Annotated in this window: 18 protein-coding genes; 8 read left to right on the top strand and 10 right to left on the bottom strand. The window is 67.0% G+C overall.

The annotated features are described in order from the left end of the window. Positions 1-16: 16 nt before the first annotated feature. A complete protein-coding gene (locus tag DDE10_RS05390) occupies positions 17-1,027 on the bottom strand; it encodes an NADP-dependent oxidoreductase (protein WP_114951626.1) in 1,011 nt (336 codons plus the stop codon). Between the two features lie 136 nt (positions 1,028-1,163). Between DDE10_RS05390 and DDE10_RS05385 the strand changes: the two genes are divergently transcribed. From DDE10_RS05385 to DDE10_RS05370, 4 genes are all read left to right on the top strand, one after another. Beyond that, on the top strand, positions 1,164-2,309 hold the full coding sequence (locus tag DDE10_RS05385) for an acyl-CoA dehydrogenase family protein (RefSeq protein WP_114951625.1): 1,146 nt from the start codon (positions 1,164-1,166) through the stop codon (positions 2,307-2,309). Between the two features lie 117 nt (positions 2,310-2,426). Next, positions 2,427-3,590, top strand: coding sequence for an acyl-CoA dehydrogenase family protein (locus DDE10_RS05380; protein WP_114951624.1), 1,164 nt, complete (start codon positions 2,427-2,429; stop codon positions 3,588-3,590). Between the two features lie 73 nt (positions 3,591-3,663). Further along, positions 3,664-5,874, top strand: a complete 2,211-nt coding sequence (locus tag DDE10_RS05375; RefSeq protein ID WP_162806327.1) for a CaiB/BaiF CoA-transferase family protein — start codon at positions 3,664-3,666, stop codon at positions 5,872-5,874. A 12-nt stretch (positions 5,875-5,886) separates the two neighbouring features. Continuing rightward, positions 5,887-6,198, top strand: a complete 312-nt coding sequence (locus DDE10_RS05370) for a hypothetical protein (RefSeq protein WP_114951622.1) — start codon at positions 5,887-5,889, stop codon at positions 6,196-6,198. Positions 6,199-6,215: 17 nt separating this feature from the next. Here DDE10_RS05370 and DDE10_RS05365 read toward each other — a convergent pair whose 3' ends face one another. The 3 genes from DDE10_RS05365 to DDE10_RS05355 are packed head-to-tail and all read right to left on the bottom strand — an operon-like array spanning position 6,216 to position 8,102. Next, positions 6,216-6,458 (bottom strand): DUF768 domain-containing protein, encoded by a 243-nt coding sequence (locus DDE10_RS05365; protein WP_162806325.1) that lies wholly within the window; start codon positions 6,456-6,458, stop codon positions 6,216-6,218. An 11-nt stretch (positions 6,459-6,469) separates the two neighbouring features. Next, positions 6,470-6,895, bottom strand: a complete 426-nt coding sequence (locus DDE10_RS05360) for a PRC-barrel domain-containing protein (protein ID WP_114951620.1) — start codon at positions 6,893-6,895, stop codon at positions 6,470-6,472. Between the two features lie 55 nt (positions 6,896-6,950). Further along, a complete protein-coding gene (locus tag DDE10_RS05355) occupies positions 6,951-8,102 on the bottom strand; it encodes a CaiB/BaiF CoA transferase family protein (protein WP_114951619.1) in 1,152 nt (383 codons plus the stop codon). A 146-nt stretch (positions 8,103-8,248) separates the two neighbouring features. Here DDE10_RS05355 and DDE10_RS05350 point away from each other — a divergent pair, with 146 nt between their 5' ends. Genes DDE10_RS05350 through DDE10_RS05335 form a run of 4 tightly spaced genes read left to right on the top strand, consistent with a single transcriptional unit; the run spans position 8,249 to position 12,047 of the window. Beyond that, positions 8,249-9,034: an SDR family NAD(P)-dependent oxidoreductase gene (locus DDE10_RS05350; RefSeq protein WP_114951618.1), complete on the top strand. Its 786-nt coding sequence runs from the start codon at positions 8,249-8,251 to the stop codon at positions 9,032-9,034. Between the two features lie 10 nt (positions 9,035-9,044). Next, on the top strand, positions 9,045-9,689 hold the full coding sequence (locus DDE10_RS05345) for a glutathione S-transferase family protein (RefSeq protein WP_114951617.1): 645 nt from the start codon (positions 9,045-9,047) through the stop codon (positions 9,687-9,689). Positions 9,690-9,700: 11 nt separating this feature from the next. After that, complete coding sequence (locus tag DDE10_RS05340; RefSeq protein WP_114951616.1) at positions 9,701-10,876, top strand: acyl-CoA dehydrogenase family protein; 1,176 nt, start codon at positions 9,701-9,703, stop codon at positions 10,874-10,876. 19 nt (positions 10,877-10,895) lie between these two features. Beyond that, positions 10,896-12,047 carry an acyl-CoA dehydrogenase family protein gene (locus DDE10_RS05335; RefSeq protein ID WP_114951615.1) on the top strand — a complete coding sequence of 384 codons (1,152 nt, stop codon included), beginning with the start codon at positions 10,896-10,898 and terminating at the stop codon, positions 12,045-12,047. 49 nt (positions 12,048-12,096) lie between these two features. Here DDE10_RS05335 and DDE10_RS05330 read toward each other — a convergent pair whose 3' ends face one another. From DDE10_RS05330 to DDE10_RS05305, 6 genes are read right to left on the bottom strand one after another with little or no spacing between them, the layout of a single operon-like run. Then, positions 12,097-12,813 carry an SDR family oxidoreductase gene (locus DDE10_RS05330; protein WP_114951614.1) on the bottom strand — a complete coding sequence of 239 codons (717 nt, stop codon included), beginning with the start codon at positions 12,811-12,813 and terminating at the stop codon, positions 12,097-12,099. A 1-nt stretch (position 12,814) separates the two neighbouring features. Then, positions 12,815-14,116 carry a spinster family MFS transporter gene (locus DDE10_RS05325; RefSeq protein WP_114951613.1) on the bottom strand — a complete coding sequence of 434 codons (1,302 nt, stop codon included), beginning with the start codon at positions 14,114-14,116 and terminating at the stop codon, positions 12,815-12,817. After that, on the bottom strand, positions 14,113-14,970 hold the full coding sequence (locus tag DDE10_RS05320) for a MaoC/PaaZ C-terminal domain-containing protein (protein WP_114951612.1): 858 nt from the start codon (positions 14,968-14,970) through the stop codon (positions 14,113-14,115). Before DDE10_RS05320 ends, DDE10_RS05325 begins: the two co-directional genes overlap by 4 nt. Positions 14,971-14,980: 10 nt before the next feature. Beyond that, positions 14,981-15,859: an HpcH/HpaI aldolase/citrate lyase family protein gene (locus DDE10_RS05315; protein ID WP_284734451.1), complete on the bottom strand. Its 879-nt coding sequence runs from the start codon at positions 15,857-15,859 to the stop codon at positions 14,981-14,983. A gap of 4 nt (positions 15,860-15,863) precedes the next feature. After that, positions 15,864-16,322, bottom strand: a complete 459-nt coding sequence (locus DDE10_RS05310) for a MaoC family dehydratase (protein WP_114951610.1) — start codon at positions 16,320-16,322, stop codon at positions 15,864-15,866. Between the two features lie 29 nt (positions 16,323-16,351). After that, complete coding sequence (locus DDE10_RS05305) at positions 16,352-17,554, bottom strand: acetyl-CoA acetyltransferase (protein WP_114951609.1); 1,203 nt, start codon at positions 17,552-17,554, stop codon at positions 16,352-16,354.

Genomic DNA, 17,554 nt, shown 5'->3' with positions numbered 1-17,554 from the left:
ATCGGGGCGGGACGGGTCATTGCCCCAGTCGAATGATCAGCTTGCCCTTGTTGGCACCCAAATAGAGCTTGGCGATCGCCCCCGGGCAGCTTTCGATTCCTTCCTCCATTTCTTCCCGGAATCGGAGACGGCCGTCGCGGACCAATTCGGCGAGCCTTGCCGCCGTCGGATCGAAGGCGTCCATATGATCGAAGATGACGAATCCTTCCATTCGGGCCCGTTTCGTCAGGATGTGACGCTCGACGCGAGGGCCCGTCGGCGGCGGATCCCAGCGCGCGATCGCCGCCGTGCCGCAGACGACGACGCGAGCGCCAATGGCGAGATGCTTGAGCGCGGCGTCGCTGATCGATCCGGCCGTATTGTCGAAATAGACATCGACCCCCCGCGGGGCGAGATGCGCCAGCGCGGCGTCAACATCCTCCGACCTGTAGTCGATGGCGGCATCGTAGCCGAAATCGGACAGGCAGGCCGCCACCTTGTCCGGGCCGCCGGCAATGCCGATGGTGCGGCATCCTTGCAGGCGCGCCAGCTGGCCGACCGCCGAGCCGACGGCGCCCGCGGCGGTGGAGACGAGCACGGTCTCGCCGGGACGGGGGCGGCCGATCCGGTCGAGCCCGAGCGAGGCGGTCACTCCGTTCAGTCCGAGCACGCCGAGGGCAAGGGAAGGCGACAGGTCGGTTTCCCTGATGCGCCGGATCACCTTGTCCGGCGTTGCCGCCGCCCATTCTTGCCAGCCGAACCAGCCGAGCAGCAGCGCTCCCTTCTCGAAGCCGTCGACATTCGTCTGCTCGACGCAGCCGACGGCGAGGGAACGCATGACCTCGCCGATCGCGACCGGTGCCGAATAATTGCCCTTGTCCACGATCCAGCCGCGCATGGCGGGTTCGACGGAGAGATAGAGATTGCGGACCAGCAACTCTCCGTCGGCCGCCTCAGGGACGTCGTCCTCAATCATCGCGAAATTGTCGGCCTGCGGAATTCCATCGGGGCGCGAAGCGAGCCTGATCTGGCGATTGCGTCCGGTCATCGCTGAGCTCCATCTTGCACGGTAACGAACCGGCGTGCCGGCGCGTCGATCATGCCGCGGCATCCATCCCATTTGACATCGGCCGATTAGTCCGCTTCCTTATAATTCGCAAACGGACAATCACCAGGAGGGAAAGATGGCGCGGATCGGCTATTCTGACGAACATGAGCAGTTTCGTCGCACGGCCCGCGCGTTCTTCGACCGCGAGCATGAGCCGCAGCTGAAGAAGTTCGAGGCGGCGGGGGGAATCGACAAGGATTTCTGGCGGCGCGCGGGACAGGCCGGTCTGCTCGGAGCGTGCATCCCCGAGGAATATGGCGGCGCGGGGGGCGATTTCACCTTCAATGTCATCCTGGCGGAAGAGCTGGGCCGCACGCCGGGATCGGCCACGACCGGTTCTTCGCTGATGGCGGATATCGCTACCTACATTCTCGTCCTCCACGGCGATGACGCGCAGAAGCAGCGCTATCTTCCGGGCATCCTTGCGGGGGAGATCAGCCAGGCGATGCCGCTGACCGAGCCGGACGCCGGAAGCGACGCGACCGCCATCAAGACGACCGCGATCCGGGACGGCGACGATTATGTCATCAGCGGCGAGAAATATTTCATCTCGAACGGGGCCGGCGCCGACGTCCTCTATGTCGTCGCCAAGACCGATCCCAGTCAGCGGGGCCGGGGCATGAGCGTCATCATCGTCGATGCCGACACGCCCGGCGTCGCGCGACACAAGATCCCGATGATGGGCTGGGCCCATGGCGATACCGGCGCGCTCTCGTTCGACGATGTCCGCGTCCCCGTTTCGAACCTGATCGGCCGTGAAGGCATGGCGATGAAGATCCTCATGGACACGTTTCTCGAGGATCGGCTTCAGATTGCCGGCCGCTGCCTCGGCGCCGCCAGCGCCGCCCTCGATCTCACCTTGGCCTATGTGAAGAGCCGGATGGTCTCCGGCCAGCGCGTCTTCGATTTCCAGAACACGCAGTTCGTGCTGGCCGAGTGCAGGACCGACATTGCCGTCACCGAAAGCTTCCTCGACAGCTGCGTCGTCAAGTTCCGCGACAAGGCGCTGAGCTTCGACGAGGGCGCGATGCTCAAGCTGTGGGCGACCGAGATGGAAGGACGCGTGCTCGACAAATGCGTCCAGCTCTTCGGCGGTGCCGGGCTGATGGACGAGAATCCGATCTCGCGCATGTACACCGCCGCGCGCATCCAGCGCGTCTATGCGGGCACGTCCGAGCTTCAGAAAGTCGCCATCGCAAAGGGTCTGGAGGCCTTGGCCTGACCGGTGCTCCGTCCGGCCCGAAGGGGTTGCCCGACGCTTGGCCAGCGCTTACGGTGAGCATGCGAACGATATGGAAGCGACCGGTCCGCCGCTGAGCGGTCGGCGAGGAGAGACGAAATGCTGCAGACTGCGTCCTTGCCCGCTGGCGACGTCGAGTCGCCCTATGGCGAAGAGCTGGAAATGTATCGCGAGACCGTCCGCGCCTTCTTTCGGCGCGAGGTGGAGCCGCGCGTTCGCGAATTCGAGGAGCATGGATCGGACCGCGCGATATGGCGAAAGGCCGGCGAATATGGGATCCTCGGCGCGACGATTCCCGAGGAATATGGCGGCGCCGGCGCCCACCGGATGGCGATCATGGTCGCGGCGGAAGAACTCGGTTACGCCCCTTCGGGCGCCACGATGGGGTCCTTCATCGGCACCGACATCTGCACCAATTTCCTCGTCGACCACGGCACCGAAGAGCAGAAGAAGGCTTGGTTTCCGGGCATCCTGACGGGCGACGTCATCCAGGCGATGGCGCTCACCGAGCCCGAATCGGGCAGCGACGCCACCTCGATCCGCACGACGGCCGTTCGCGACGGCGACGACTATGTCATCAACGGCAGCAAGTGCTTCATCTCGAACGGCTCCAAGGCCGATCTCATCTACGCCATCGTCAAGACCGATCCGGCCGCGAAGGGCAGGGGGATGAGCGTGATCCTGGTACCGGGCGACACGCCCGGCGTCACCCGACGCCGCATGATTACCCAAGGCTATAAGGGCGGGGACACCGGGGAGATCTTCTTCGACAATGTCCGCGTGCCGGTCTCCAACCTCCTCGGCGAGGAGAACAAGGCCATGGCCATGTTCATCCCGACCATCGGACTCGACCGGATGCAGATCGTCGCCCGCTCGGTCGGCGCGGCGCAGGCTGCCTTCGAGCTGACGGTGGAGCATTGCCGCAACCGCAAGATCTTCGGTCAACGTCTCGTCGACTTCCAGAACACGCAGTTCATGCTCGCGCAGATGGAGACCGAGATCTCGGTCGGCCGCGCCTATCTCGACAATCTCATCCGCAAGATGTGGGCCGGGACGCTGACCGACGCCGATTCCTCGATGGCCAAGATCTGGCTGTGCGAGCTCGAGTTTCGCACGCTGGACAGCTGCGTCCAGCTATGGGGTGGCAATGGCTGGATGGACGAGAATCCGATCTCGCGCATGTTCACCGCCGCCCGTGTCCAGCGCATTTTCGCGGGCGCTACCGAGCTGATGAAGAGCCTGCTGGGCCGTCGCTACCTCTAGATCGGCCGACGACGGCCAATCAGGCTCGCGGTCGAAGCCGGAAAGAGCTGCCAGTGAACAGGAGTGGGCGCAGGTGTCGGAAGCAAGGTTGTTGGAAGGTCTCAACGTCGTCGATCTGGGCGTGGGCATGGCGCCTGCCCTGGTCGCGAGGTTTCTCGCGGATTCGGGGGCCCGGGTCACGCGCATCCCGCCGGAGCCAGGCGATCCGTTCGACTCTTATTATGCGGCTTATGGCGTGTGGCGCCGCGGCGCGACGTTCGAGGCGGGGGCATCGGCCGAGCGGCTCGAAGACTTGCTCGGTCAAGCCGACATCTGTTTGATCGGGGGCGAGGATCATCCGGACATCGAGCGGCGCTGCGACGGTCGTGCGATCGCCGCGCGCCATCCGAGGCTCGTGCTGCTCGACTTCACCGATGGGCCGGCCGGGACCGCTTATGCCGGCAAGCCGCAGACCGACCTGCTCGCGCAAGCGCGCTCCGGCCTGGCTTGGGAGCAGCTTCCCGACCGGCCGATCGTGAATGCCTTCGAGCCTGGCAATTACGGAGCGGCCCTGCAGGGGCTGATCGGATTGCTGGCCGCGCTGTACGAGCGGGAAGGCAGCGGGCTGGGCCAATATGTCGCGACATCCCTGTTCGAGGGAGCTCTGGCCTGGACCGGCTTCAACTGGGCCATTCTCGAGAAGCCGACGCCGGCGGCCGACTATGTCGTGCCCAGAGGCGTGTCGCCGCTCGTCTTCCAGACTCGAGACGGCGCCTATATTCACCTCGTCATCGGCGGGGCCGGCTCCAAATACGGCATGTACCAGGCGCTCGAGATCGACGATCCGACGGTGCTCCCCACCGACAGCGGGATGCCCAAGCCCGGTGCAAGCCCGCGAAACTTCTACGGCGACTACGATCTCCTCGCCGTCCATGTCGCGAAGAAGGACAAGGACGAGCTGCTCGAGGCGATCTGGTCCCGCGGGCTGCCGGCTGAACCTGTACTGGAGCCCGGCGCCTGCTGGGACGAGCCTCAGATCGCCCGCAACGGGATCATCGTGCGCGATTCCGACGGCACCCGCCGCGTCGGCCTGCCGTTCCTGGTGAGCCTGTCCCCGGCCAACGGACCGATGCGCCCTCCGGCGGCGCCGCGGCGGCCGCTCGAAGGGATTCGGGTCATAGACTGCGGGGCCTTCGTCGCCGGACCGCTCGCCGGCGTCTTCCTGGCCGACCTTGGTGCCGAGGTGATCAAGGTCGAAGCCAAGGCCGGCGATCCGAATCGATCCTTGTTCAAGGCGTTCACGCTCGCCAACCGGGGCAAGAAGGCGATCGGCGTCGACCTCAAGGACCCCGACGGGCGGGCGATCCTGGATGCCCTGTGCGCGAGCGCCGACGTCGTCATGAGCAACTTCCGGCCGGGCGTATCGGCCCGGTTGGGCGTGGATCCCGCGACGCTGCACGGGCGCAAGCCCGACCTCATCGTGGCGGAAGCGCCGGCTTATGGCACGGAAGGGCCGCTGGCGCTCAAGGCCGGCTTCGACATGGTCATGCAGGCCTGGTGCGGCCATGAGGCCAAAGCCGCCGGCCGAGGCAATCCGCCGCGCTGGAATCGCTCGAACCTCGTCGATTCGACGGGCGGAATGATCGGCACGGTCGCGGTGCTGGCGGCACTCTATCATCGCGCCCGCACCGGCGACGGCGCCGCGCTCGAGCTTCCCCTCGTCAATGCCGGCATCTTCGGCCACTCCGAGCTCTTTCAGCATCCGGACGGCCGTTTCGACGGCGCGCGGCAGCTGAGCTCCGGCTTGCGCGGCTATCATCCGGCCGAGGCGCTGTACGAGGCGAGCGACGGCTGGGTGGCGGTTGCGGCGCGGGGACGCAAGGCAGCGCTTGCGCTGCGCGACCGCCTCGGCCTGGCGGGCAGCCTTTCCGACCGTCCGGAGACATGGGAGGAAGCGGAGGAAGATGCGATCGCCGCGGCCCTTCGCGCGCAAAGCAGCGACGAGATTGTCCGATCGCTGGGATCGGCGGGTATCTGGGTCGAGCCGGCGCGCACCGACATGGAGCGCAGAATCCTCACCGACGAAGCGCTCGTCGCCCGCGGCACGGTGCGGACGGTGCCTCATCCGACTTTCGGGGTCGTTCGCGAGATCGGCTCGCTCGTGACCTTTTCGCGGTCGGCCTATGGCAATGACATACCCGCCCCGATCCCCGGAGGGTCGACGCGCGAGATCCTGGCGGATCTCTCCTATGACGAGAACCGGATCGAGGATCTCGATCGCCGCGGCGTGGTCGTCATTGCCTGAAGGAGACCCGAGGTGACCGAGATCATGCGCTGTCTGTTCGTCAACGAGACCGAAGCGGCCCGCGCCATGTCGCAGCTCGGCGCCGCGGGTATCCAGGACGAGGAAATGGACCTGATCCTTCCCGATAGGGATACGGATTCGCGGGCGGACGAGGTCGGGGTTCCCGATAGCGCCGCCTCCTTCTCTGGCCTGCGCGGTGGCGAGGGCGGAGAGAAGGGAGAGGTCGCGCGCGTGTGCCTGACCGTGCGGCTCGATCAGGCGCGTGTCGGACGCGAGCAGGTGGTGGCCATCATCCGCGCGGCTGGCGGAACGATCGACGACTGAGCCCGCGGACGACGCGATCAGGTGTCGCTCGTGCCGCTCTCCCCCATTCGGCGAAGTTGCTCGGCGGAGCGATCAAGGATCGCCCGTTCCAGATAGGCATCCAGACTGCCCGCTTCTTCCTCGATCTCGGCAAGCCCGATTCCGAGCGAATGCGCGTCACGAAGCAGGGCTTCACGGCAATCCTCGATACCTTTCGGCCCGATTTCGAAATGATTGTCCCGGACCCATTCCTCGAGGAAGGCAACGGCGCGGTGGCTCAAGGTAGTCCTCCTCAGACCGTCTGCGAGTTGAAATCATTCTCCTCGATCGGGAGCGGCAAGGCCGCCTCTTCCGAAGAGAGCCCGTAATAGCGGGCGAGTTCGTTGTCGCCGATCTCGCGGGGCCGCTCATCCTCGTCGAGCGTGAGGCGCGGCGCACGCGCGAGCAGGTCGGGCGTCAGCGCCACCCGGTAGCCGGGCAAAGCGGGATCGTAATCGAGCATTCCCCAGGGAAGCGGATGGACGCGCAGCGTCTCGTCGCCGCCATCGAGAAGCATGACCGCGTAGCGGACGCGCCCGCTTCTCTTGTCGATCATCAGGGAATGCACCGACCCCAGTCTTTGGCCCTCGAGGTCGTGGACGGCCGCGCCATCGATCCGCGCCGTCGAGACGAGGTCGTGCGACCGATCCAGAAGGCGCAGGGCCAATTCCCTGTTCATCCTCTTCTCCCTCGATGCTCCGCGCCGGACCGGCGATCGATGCCAGATGAACCCGTCAGGCGGCCTCGCGATCCTCCAGCCACTCGATTCCGGTGAGGCCCCATTCGCGCAGGGCGGCGAGGCCGCCGCTGTCGTCGGCGGGCGGCGGCGCGGCGATCCGTCCCGGCGTGCGGCTGAAGCGCGGCGCCGGCAGCGGCTGCTGGACTCCCGAATACATGCCGAATACCTCGCGCGCCCGGTTGTGGGGGTGCGCCGCCGCCTCGTCGGGGCTCAGGACCGGCGTTGCGCAGGCATCGAGCGCGCCGAAGATCTCTTCCCATTCCGCACGGGTGCGTTCGGCGAAGATCTTGGCGAACCGCGCCTTCATCGCAGGCCAGCTGGCGCGGTCGTGCTGGTGGGGGAAATCGGCAGGATCGATGCCGAGGCCGCGCAGCAGGTCGGCGTAGAATTTCGATTCGATGGCGCCGACCGCCATCCAGCCGTCGTCCGCCGTCCTGTAGACCTCGTAAAAGGGCGCGCCGCCATCCATGAAATTCTCGCCTCGTCGGTCGGACCAGCGGCCCATCGCGCGATAGGAATGGATCATGGTCGCGAGCAAGGCCGCCCCCTCCGTCATCGCGGCGTCGATCACCTGGCCCTGGCCGGACCGCCCTGCCTCGAGCAGGGCGCAGGCTATCCCGAAGGCGAGCATCATGCCGCCCCCGCCCATGTCGGCGACGAGGTTGAGGTTCGGCAGCGGGGCCTCTCCGGGTCGGCCGCACAGGCCGAGGCTTCCCGACAGCGCGAAATAGTTGATGTCGTGACCGGCCTTGTCGGCGAGCGGCCCGGTCTGGCCCCATCCCGTCATCCGCGCGTAGACGAGGCTTGGGTTTCGCTCGAGGCAGATTTCCGGGCCGACCCCGAGGCGTTCCATGACCCGGGGGCGATAGCCTTCGAGCAGGACGTCGGCCTTCTCGACAAGATCGAGAAGGACGTCGCGCTGGCGGGCGTCCTTGAGGTTGAGCGTGACGGAGCGGCGCCCGCGATGGAGGCTGTTCTTCACCGGGTCGATCGGAGGCACCAACGGCTCGGCACCCGCCCGCTCGATCCTGAGCACGTCGGCTCCCATGTCGGCGAGGAGCATGGCGCAAAAGGGTCCCGGCCCGACTCCTGCTACCTCGATCACCCTGAAGCCCGCGAGCGGCCCCGAACGCTCCACCTTACCCATTCCTGCTCCTGACATACGCAATTATAGTCTTCGGTCCAAACTGTCCGTACACGAACATTACGCTAGCGGACTTTATGCATGCATGCTAGTCCGTTTGCCAAGCGGGGCCACAGACCCGGCCTCGTCGCAGAAGGAGAAGCGCGCGCATGGCGAGTGAGGATTTTCCAGTCGGAACGGCGTTCGTCGCCGGTGGCAGCGGCGGGATTGGCGGTGCGATCGTGGAGGCATTCGCCCGGGCCGGTTCGGATGTCGTCTTCACCTATCGCAGCGGCGCCGGCCGCGCGGAGGAGGTTCGCAAGCGCGCGGCGGCTCATGGCGTCAGCGTGGAGGCGCGAGAGGTCAGGCTCGAGGATCCCGCATCGATGGCGGCGCTGCTCGGCGAATTCGCGAGCGCGAACCGGAAGATCCACAGCTTCGTCTATGCCTCCGGGCCGCGGGTGAAGGTCGGTTTCGTCAGCGACCTCGATGTCGATGACTGGCGCTTCACCTTCGAGCACGACACGATCGCCTGCTTCTCCTTCACCAAGGCCGCCATCGCCTATCTGAAGGCCAATCCCCTCTCGGAGCGGCAGGCGGGATCGATCACCGCCATCACCTCTTCGCAGCGTTTCCGCCCCGAAGCCCGGGGCATCCTCTCCGCCTCTCCCAAGGCCGCGATCGAGGCGCTGTACATGGCGGTGGCCAAGGAGAATGCCCGGTTCGGAATCCGCGCCAACATCATCCAGTCTGGCTGGGTCCTTGCCGGCCAGATCGCCGACAGCATGGAAGGCCAGCTGGACGATGCCGCGATGAAGTCGATCGTCGCCCAGATCCCGCTACGGCGCCTGGGCTCCCCGACCGAGGTGGCCGAAGGCGCCGTGTTCGTATCCTCGGCCCGCGCCAGCTTCATCACCGGCGCGACGCTGGCGATCGACGGCGGCATGCATCTTTGAGGACCGCCCGATGCTGACGCTCTACGGCCGAAAGCTGAGCCGTGCCGCGCGCTGCCTGTGGGCGCTCGAGGAACTCGGCCTTCCCTATCGCCAGGTGCCGATCGACACGAACAATGGCGAGAGCCGCCGCGAGGGCTATCTGGCGCTCAACCCGGCCGGCAAGGTGCCGACGCTCGTGGACGAGGATTTCGTCCTTCGCGAGTCGGTGGCGATCAACCATTATCTCGTCGGGCTCGCCCCGAACCCGCTCTGGCCGGATCAGCTTCGCGTCCAGGCGCTCATACTGCAATGGTCGAGCTGGTCCGTCACCGAGGTCGAGTTCCACTTCACGCTGGTCGTGCGCGAGCTTCGCCGAGCCGCGGCGGCCGAAGAGGCCCCTGACGCGAAGCTGGTCGGCGATGCGCTCTCGGCCGTCTCGGGGACGCTGGCCACGCTCGAGGCGCATCTCGCCGGCGGTACGGCATGGGTGGCGGGAGACGCGTTCACCATTGGCGACGTCAACACCGCCTTTCCGATCATCGGCCTGTCCCAGCGCATCGACATGGCTCCCTTCCCGGCGATCCGGGACTGGCTCGCCCGCTGCACCTCGCGCCCGGCCTGGCACCGGGTCCAGGCCATCGACGAGGAAAAGCTGCGCGCGGCATTCCTGGCCTGAGAGGAGCTTCCATGCCGACCCTGTTCGAAACCTGGCGCAACGCCTCGCCCTTTTATGACGAGAGCCACCAGGCGCTTGCCGACAGCGTCCGCCGTTTCATCGAACGCGAGGCCGTTCCTCATGTCGAGGGCTGGGAGGAAGCCGGCATCGTCCCCCGCGACTTTCATCGCAAGGCGGGCGGGGCCGGCCTGCTCGGCCTCGGATTTCCGGAGGCTCAAGGCGGCACGTCCGAGGGGATCGACATCTTCCACAAGCTCGTCCTGGTCGAGGAGACCGCGCGCTCCGGCGCCGGCGGAGTCCAGGCGGGCTTGTTCACCCACTATGTCTCGCTGCCGCTGCTCATCGAGCATGGCGACCCGACCCTCGTCGACCGGATCGCGCCCGAGGTGCTGTCGGGCGAGAAGATCCTGGCCATCGCCGTCACCGAGCCGTCCGGCGGCTCCGACGTTGCCGCGCTCAGAACGCGGGCCGTGCGGGACGGCGGCGACTATGTCGTCAACGGCTCCAAGACCTTCATCACCAATGGCATGCGCGCGGACTATTATCTGGTCGCCGTGCGTACCGGCGATGCCGAGACCGGCGGCATCTCGATGCTGCTGATCGAGGCCGACCGCGCCGGCTTCAGCCGCACCTCGCTCAAGAAGATGGGCTGGCATGCTTCCGATACCGCGACCCTCCATTTCGACGATGTTCGCGTGCCCGTCTCCAACCGGATCGGTGAGGAGCATCGGGGCTTCCGCAACCTGCTCAAGAATTTCAACGCAGAGCGACTTCAGGCGGCGCAGCAATGCACCTCCTTCGCCCGGATCTGCCTTGAGGAGGCGATCGCCTGGGCGGGCGAGCGGGCCACATTCGGCAAGAAGCTCGGTCAGCACCAGTCGATCAGGATCAAGCTTGCCGACATGGCCCGGCGGATCGGCGCCACCCAGGCCTGGATCGACCTCGCCGCCTGGCAATTCCAGCAGGGCAAGGCGAGCGCCGCGGACCTGTCCCTGCTCAAGGTCCAGGCGACCCTGATGTTCGAGAAGGTCGCGCGCGAGGCGGCGCAGATCCTTGGCGGCGCCTCCTATATCCGCGGCTCAGTCGTCGAACGCATCTACCGCGAAGTCCGGGTCGTCGCGATCGGCGGCGGCTCGGAGGAGATCCTCCTCGACATGGCCGGGCGCCAGATGGGCTTCGGCGAATAACAAACGGAGATCGGAGAGAATGTCCTATCCCTACAACCCGGATCTGTACGGCCCTGAGCACGAGATCTTCCGCGAGACCTTTCGTCGCTTCATCGCGGAAGAGATGGAACCCCATGTCGACGAATGGACCGAGAACCACCTGATCCCGCGCGAATTCTGGCGCAGGGCAGGCGAGGCCGGCATGCTCGGCGTGGACATTCCCGAAGACTATGGCGGCCCGGGCGGCGACTTCCTCCACCGCCTCGTCATCGCGGAGGAGCTCGGTTACAGCCGGGCCGGGGCGAGCATCGCCCCCGCTTTCATCGGCGACGGCACGGCCGAGATCCTGCGTCGCAACGGCACCGAGGAGCAGAAGCGCCATTGGCTTCCGCTGATGGTCAAGGGCCAGGCGCGCTTCGCCTTCGCCCTGACCGAGCCCGACAGCGGCAGCGATCCCGGGAGCATGCGCTCCACCGCGGTTCGGGACGGCGATGACTATGTCATCAACGCCGCCAAGACCTACATCTCCAACTTCGTCCATGCTGACGCGGTGATGCTGGCGGTCAAGACCGATCCGGAAGCCGGCAGCCGCGGCATCTCCGTGATCATCGTCGAGACCGACCGTCCCGGCTTCCGGCGGGGACGCAGCCTACGCAAGATGGGCAGCAATGCCGCCGACACGGGCGAGATCTTCTTCGACGAGGTGCGGGTGCCGGTCACCAACCGGATGGGCGACGAAGGCGGCGGCTTCAAGATCATGATGAGCGGCATCAACATGGACCGCATCACCTGGCCACTCATCGCCCATGCCGCCGCCACCCGCGCCTATCACGAGACGGTCGATTTCGTGAAGAACCGCAAGGCGTTCGGGCAGGCGATCTGGGATTTCCAGAACACCCAGTTCAAGCTCGCCGAGATCAAGACCGAGCTGGCCGTCGGCCGCGCCTTCCTGGACGAGGTGATCCGCGACTTCATCGCCACCGGAAAGCTCGATCCTCTCAAATGCGCGATGGCCAAGATGTGGCTTCCGGAGATGGAAGGGCGGGTGATCGACCAGTGCGTCCAGCTTCACGGCGGCGCCGGCTACATGGACGAATATACCGTTTCGCGCCTCTATACCGCTGCCCGGCTTCATCGCATCTTCGCCGGAACGGCCGAGATCATGCGGGTCATCGTCGCCCGATCGATCTGACGCGGCTTCCCGCCCGGGGCGGCCCCGGGCGGGGACGCTCCATTGCCGACTAGTTGCCGGCGGAGAGCAGGGGCTTGCCGCTGGCGTCGCGGCGCGAGATGCGCTGGATCGTCTCGGGGAAGGCGCCCGGGTCGGCGACGATCGCGGCGACCTGCTCCCCGATCTCCCGATCGGTGACCCAGAGCGGATCGGCGGCGTCGCGCGTGCTGGCGCCGTTCACGACCGACGCGACGATGAGTTCCCTCAGATGGATCGGACGGTCGCTCGTCTCGCGGGCGATGCCGCGATACATCATCCGAAGCGCCGCCTGGCCCAGCGACATATAGACTCCGTCCGGCAGCAGGAAATCGGCGGTGCCGCCGCCAATGCCGACATAGGTGCCGCCGCTCGTCAGGGCGGGCAGGAAGGCGCGGGCCGCCGTGAAATGGCTGATCAGGTCCTGGCGGACCAGACTCGCCACCTCCTCGGTCGTCTTGTCCAGGATCGGTCCCATCGATTGGCGCGGGGCATTGACCGAGACGACGACCGCGTCCAGCGGCGCGATGAGGCGCTGCGCCGCCTCTCGGAGCGCCTCGGCCTCGGCGTCCGATGCGAGCGAGCCGGCGACGGTCGCGAAGCGCGGCGGGTGGCCGAGCGCGTTGGCCAGCGCTTCCAGGCGGCCGGCCTTTCGGGCCGCCCCGACCACGCGGTGACCATGCTCGAGCAGGATCTCGACGATGCCGCGGCCGACGTCGCCGGTGGCGCCGATCACCAGGATGTTCGACATCTCACCCCTCCGACGAGAAATGGCGGCGGGTCTCGCCCAGCGCCTTGATGAACAGGAGCCCGGAGGCAAGGATGAACACGGTCGCGATGGACAGGGCCCAGCGCAGGGCTTCACTGCCGGCTGGCGCGATCAGCGCATCGCTCATCATCCCGACGAAGAGCGGCAGCAGGCCTTGGCCGACCACGCCGTTGAGCACGTTCGAGACCGCGGCTCCGGTTGCCCGGACATCGGGATCGCAGACATTCTGCATCGAAGCCTGGAAGGCGGGCGCGTAGAGGACGCTGAGCGCCATCGCCACGAAGGTGCCGGCGAGCGCGAGCGGCAGCGAGGATGTCCACAGCACCATCAGGTAGAGCGGCGGCAGGAGCAGATTGGCGACCACGCACAGGACGATCGGCCGGTGCAGCGACCGCGCCGACAGCCGGTTGCCCGCCCATGATCCGGCGATCATTCCCGCCAGCAGCCCCAAGGCCGCCGCGGGGCCGAAGAAGAGCCCGACCTGCTGGAGGCCGAGGCCGTGGGTGCGGATGAAGAATTGCGGCAGCCAGATCATCATGCCGAGGCTGGAGAAGACGCCGAGCGAGGCGGCGATGCAGAGCCAGATATAGGCCCGGTTGCCGGCCAGGAGCTTCAGCGAGGAGGCATAAGAGAGGCGGCGGGGCGGCGCGCTTTCGAACCGGCCGCGCGCCGGCTCCTTCACCCAGAGAATGACGGCGAGGCTGAGCAGGATCCCGGGAATGCCGGCCACGAGGAAGACCGCGCGCCAGCCGAAATTGGCGCCGATCCAGCTGCCGACGACGAAGGAAAGGAACAGGCCGACCATGCCGCCGGCGGCGAAGAGTCCCAGCGCCATCGGCCGCTTGGCGGGCGGGAAATGATCGCTGAGCAGGGACATCCCGGCCGGATTGGAGCCGCCTTCGCCGACGCCCACGCCGGCTCGGGCAAGCGCCAGCATCGGGAAGTCGCGGGCGAGACCGCAGAGCGCGGTCATGATGCTCCAGGCGGCGAGCGCGACGGCGATGACGGTCTTGCGGCTGCGGCGGTCGGCGAGCCAGCCGAAGACGAGGCTGGAGACGGCGTAGACGATGACGAAGGCCGGGCCGGTCAGCAGCCCATATTGCGTGTCGGTCAGCGAGAAGGCCTCGCGGAGCGGCTGCGACACCACCACCACGAGCATCCGGTCATAATAATTGAGCAGATTGACGAGCGCGAGGATCAGGCAGGCGGCCATCGCCCCCGTCCCGACGGCAGCGCCGCCGGCGGGGCCCGGCGCCGCAACCGCCGCTCTCGCCCAGAAGCTCATCCCGCGATTTCGGCCGTGCCGCGGTCGAGCACGACCAGGTCGCGCTCCGGCACGCGCGCCCGGAAGCGGACGATGCCGGGTGCAGGGTTCCAGAATTCGAACCTGATCCGGTCGCCGGGCAGCACCGGTCGGCTGAAGCGAAGGGCCATCGCCTTGAGGCGTGCCGGATCGAAATCGCAATAGGTCTTGAGGAGCGCGTATCCGGCCAGGCCCTTGGTGGCGAGGCCATGGAGGATCGGGCGCTCGAAGCCGGCATGGCGCGCCACCTCCGGATCGACGTGCAGCGGATTGCGGTCGCCGCTGAGGCGGTAGATGAGCGGCGCGATCTCCAGCGTCGGGACGTCGACCACCTGATCGGGCTCGGAGTCGGGGAGCCTTTCCAGCTCGGGCGGTGCCTCGCCATGATCGCCGCACCCGCCGTCGCCGCGAAGCAGGAGGCTGGTTATCACGGACGCGATCGGATCGCCGCTGGCGGCGTCGACCACCTGCTTGCGCTGGTAGAGGAACGCGCCCGATCCTTCGCCCTTGTCGCGCACGCCCATGATGTCGTGCCGGCCGATGACGTCACCGGTCGGCGGCAGCGGCCGATGCAAGGTGAGGCGCTGCTCGGCGTGGAGGAGCTTGCGCCAGTCGATGCCATATTCCGGATCACGGGCCCAAAAGCCGGGATGGCCGAGCACATTGGCGTAGGTCGGCGCGGCGACGAGGCCGTCCTCATAAACGAAGCGCAAATGCTTGGGATCGAGCGGCTCGGCGCCGAAGCCGACGCCGAGAGCATAGAGGATGGTGTCGCGGTCGTCGTAGCGGTGGCGGTTTTCGGGGAAGACGCGATTGACCACCTTGTCGAGATGCATGCTTCGTTCCTCAGGAGGAGGGGCTGGCGGCGAGCGCGACGATCTTCCGCGCCTGCACGAGATGGGGCATGTCGAGCATCCGGCCCTCCAGGCTGAGCGCGCCGGCGCCGGGATTGGCTTCGAACAGGGCGATCACGCGGCGGGCATGGGCGAGCTCGTCGGCGCTCGGCGTGAAGGCGCCATTGATCGTCTCGACCTGGCCCGGATGGATCGCGATCATGCCGGCAAAGCCGTCCCGCCGCGCGCGTGCCGCGGCCTGCGCGAGGCCCGCCTCGTCGCGGAAGTCGGCAAACAGGGTCTCTATGGCCGCGACCCGGGCGGCCGACGCCGCGAACAGGCAGAGTGAGCGCGCCACCGCATAAGGCTGGGTCCAGCCGCCGCTTTCGTCCTTGTTGGTCATCGCACCGATCGCGGCGCTGAGATCTTCGGCGCCCCAGGTGATCGCCGCCAGGCGATCGGCGACGCCGGCATAGCCGGCGAGCGCGAACATCGCTTCCGGCACCTCGGTCGCGACCGGCACGATGCGCGTCGCGCCGCGGGCAAGGCCGTGCTGCGCCTCGAACGCATCGAGATAGTGGCCGAGGCGGCGCACCTCCTCCGGCGACCCCGCCTTCGGCTGGACGATGCCGTTGGGCGCGCCCACCATGACGGCGGCGAGGTCGTCGAGCGCTTCCGGCGTGGTCAGCGGATTGATCCGGACGAAGAGCGGGACCCGGCGCTTGCCCCGTCCGGCGACCAGATAGTCGCGGACCAGCGCCCGGGCGGCCGGCTTGTTCGCCGGAGCGACCGCATCTTCGAGGTCGAGGATGATCGCGTCGGGGACGACCTGCTGCGACTTCGCGATCTTCTTCTCGCTGTCGCCCGGAACGAAGAGCATCGATCGGTACAAGGGTTCAGCCCTTCGGCTTGCGCAGCATGAGCGCCGAGCGCTTGCACCGCGCGACGAGCTGGTCCTTCTGGTTGAAGGCGCGATGTTCGAAGATCGTGATGCCGTTGTCCGGCCGCGACTTGCTCTCGCGCAGTTCGATCACCTCGCTCTCGACCCGGATGGTGTCGCCGTGGAAGAGCGGATGCGGGAAGCGGACCTCGTCCCAGCCGAGATTGGCGACGGTGGTGCCCAGCGTCGTGTCGCCGACCGAAATGCCGACCATGAGCCCGAGGGTGAAGGCGCTGTTGACGATGCGCGTTCCGAACTCGGTGTGCTCGCGGCAATATTCCTCGTCGAGATGCAGCGCCGCCGGATTGTGGGTGAGGGCGGTGAAAAAGACGTTGTCGGCCTCCGTCAGCGTTCGGCGAATGGCATGATGGAAGATCTGCCCGACATGGAATTCCTCGAAATAGAGCCCCGCCACCTGATTGATTCCCTTCGGTCCTGATGCCGTCAGTCGCCGTGGCGGCCGACGATGGTGATGGCGGCGACACCGTTGAAAGGCACGCCGCCGAGATTGTGGCTGAGCCCGTAGCGGACGTCGCCGAGCTGGCGGTCGCCGGCCCGGTCCTGGAGCTGGAGATAGTTCTCGTAGACCATGCGCAGTCCGGAGGCGCCGATCGGATGGCCGAAGCATTTGAGCCCGCCGTCGATCTGGCAGGGTATCTTGCCGTCGGCGTCGTAGAAGCCGTCGAGGATGTCCCTCACCGCCCCGCCGTCGCCGGAAATTCCGAGATCCTCCATCGTCACCAGCTCGGTGATCGAGAAGCAGTCATGCACCTCGATCAGGCTGAGATCCTCGCGCGGATCGTCGATGCCTGCCTCCTGATAGGCCTTGCGCGCCGCATTCCGGGTATTGGGCACATAGCTGCCGTCCCATTGGCCGGTTCCTGATTCCCGTCCGGCGCTGATCGACAGCTGGATCGACTTGATCGTCACCGGATCGGCCTTGCCGAGCGAGCGCGCGATCTCGGGCGTGGTGACGATCGCCGCCGCCGCGCCGTCCGACACCCCGCAGCAATCGAACAGCCCAAGGGGCTCGGCGATCATGGGTGCGCGCAATATCTGGTCGAGCTCGATCTCCTTGCGGATGTGCGCCTTGGGATTCTTGACCCCGTTGCGGTGGCTCTTCCAGGAGACACGGCCCATCGCCGTCTTCAGGTCTTCCTTCGAGATTCCGTATTTGGAGCGGTAGGCCGAAGCGAGCTGGGCGAAGCCCGCGGGCGCCGAACCCAGCGGCATCCAGGCGCTGTTGAGCGTGCCCTTGAACGGCACGGGCAGGCCGCCATAGCCGGTATCCTTGAGCTTCTCGGCGCCGATCGCGAGCGCGATGTCGACCGCGCCGGACGCGACCGCATAAGCGGCGCCGCGAAGCGCCTCGGTGCCGGTGGCGCACATATTCTCGAGCCGGGTCACCGGAATGCCTTCCAGCCGCAGGGCCATCGCCGCCGGGATCGCCGAGTTGCCGACATTCACATTGTCCATGCAGCTGCCGTACCAGGCGGCCTCGATCTGGCTTCGGTCGATGCCGGCATCGTCCAGCGCTTCGCGGAAGGCCTCGACCAGCAGATGCTCGGTGCCCGCATCCCATCGCTCGCCGAACCGGGTGCACCCCATTCCGACGATCGCGACCTTGTCCCTGATGCCCGTGGCCAT

This window comes from Sphingosinicella terrae, assembly GCF_003347635.1.
GTDB lineage: Bacteria > Pseudomonadota > Alphaproteobacteria > Sphingomonadales > Sphingomonadaceae > Allosphingosinicella > Allosphingosinicella terrae.
This window is presented reverse-complemented; position numbering and strand designations above follow the sequence as displayed.

Coding starts and splice junctions, on each gene's coding strand:
- DDE10_RS05390 (WP_114951626.1), bottom strand. CDS start 1,027: ATGACCGGACGCAATCGCCAGATCAGGCTCGCTTCGCGCCCCGATGGA.
- DDE10_RS05385 (WP_114951625.1), top strand. CDS start 1,164: ATGGCGCGGATCGGCTATTCTGACGAACATGAGCAGTTTCGTCGCACG.
- DDE10_RS05380 (WP_114951624.1), top strand. CDS start 2,427: ATGCTGCAGACTGCGTCCTTGCCCGCTGGCGACGTCGAGTCGCCCTAT.
- DDE10_RS05360 (WP_114951620.1), bottom strand. CDS start 6,895: ATGAACAGGGAATTGGCCCTGCGCCTTCTGGATCGGTCGCACGACCTC.
- DDE10_RS05355 (WP_114951619.1), bottom strand. CDS start 8,102: ATGGGTAAGGTGGAGCGTTCGGGGCCGCTCGCGGGCTTCAGGGTGATC.
- DDE10_RS05350 (WP_114951618.1), top strand. CDS start 8,249: ATGGCGAGTGAGGATTTTCCAGTCGGAACGGCGTTCGTCGCCGGTGGC.
- DDE10_RS05345 (WP_114951617.1), top strand. CDS start 9,045: ATGCTGACGCTCTACGGCCGAAAGCTGAGCCGTGCCGCGCGCTGCCTG.
- DDE10_RS05340 (WP_114951616.1), top strand. CDS start 9,701: ATGCCGACCCTGTTCGAAACCTGGCGCAACGCCTCGCCCTTTTATGAC.
- DDE10_RS05335 (WP_114951615.1), top strand. CDS start 10,896: ATGTCCTATCCCTACAACCCGGATCTGTACGGCCCTGAGCACGAGATC.
- DDE10_RS05330 (WP_114951614.1), bottom strand. CDS start 12,813: ATGTCGAACATCCTGGTGATCGGCGCCACCGGCGACGTCGGCCGCGGC.
- DDE10_RS05325 (WP_114951613.1), bottom strand. CDS start 14,116: ATGAGCTTCTGGGCGAGAGCGGCGGTTGCGGCGCCGGGCCCCGCCGGC.
- DDE10_RS05320 (WP_114951612.1), bottom strand. CDS start 14,970: ATGCATCTCGACAAGGTGGTCAATCGCGTCTTCCCCGAAAACCGCCAC.
- DDE10_RS05305 (WP_114951609.1), bottom strand. CDS start 17,554: ATGGCCACGGGCATCAGGGACAAGGTCGCGATCGTCGGAATGGGGTGC.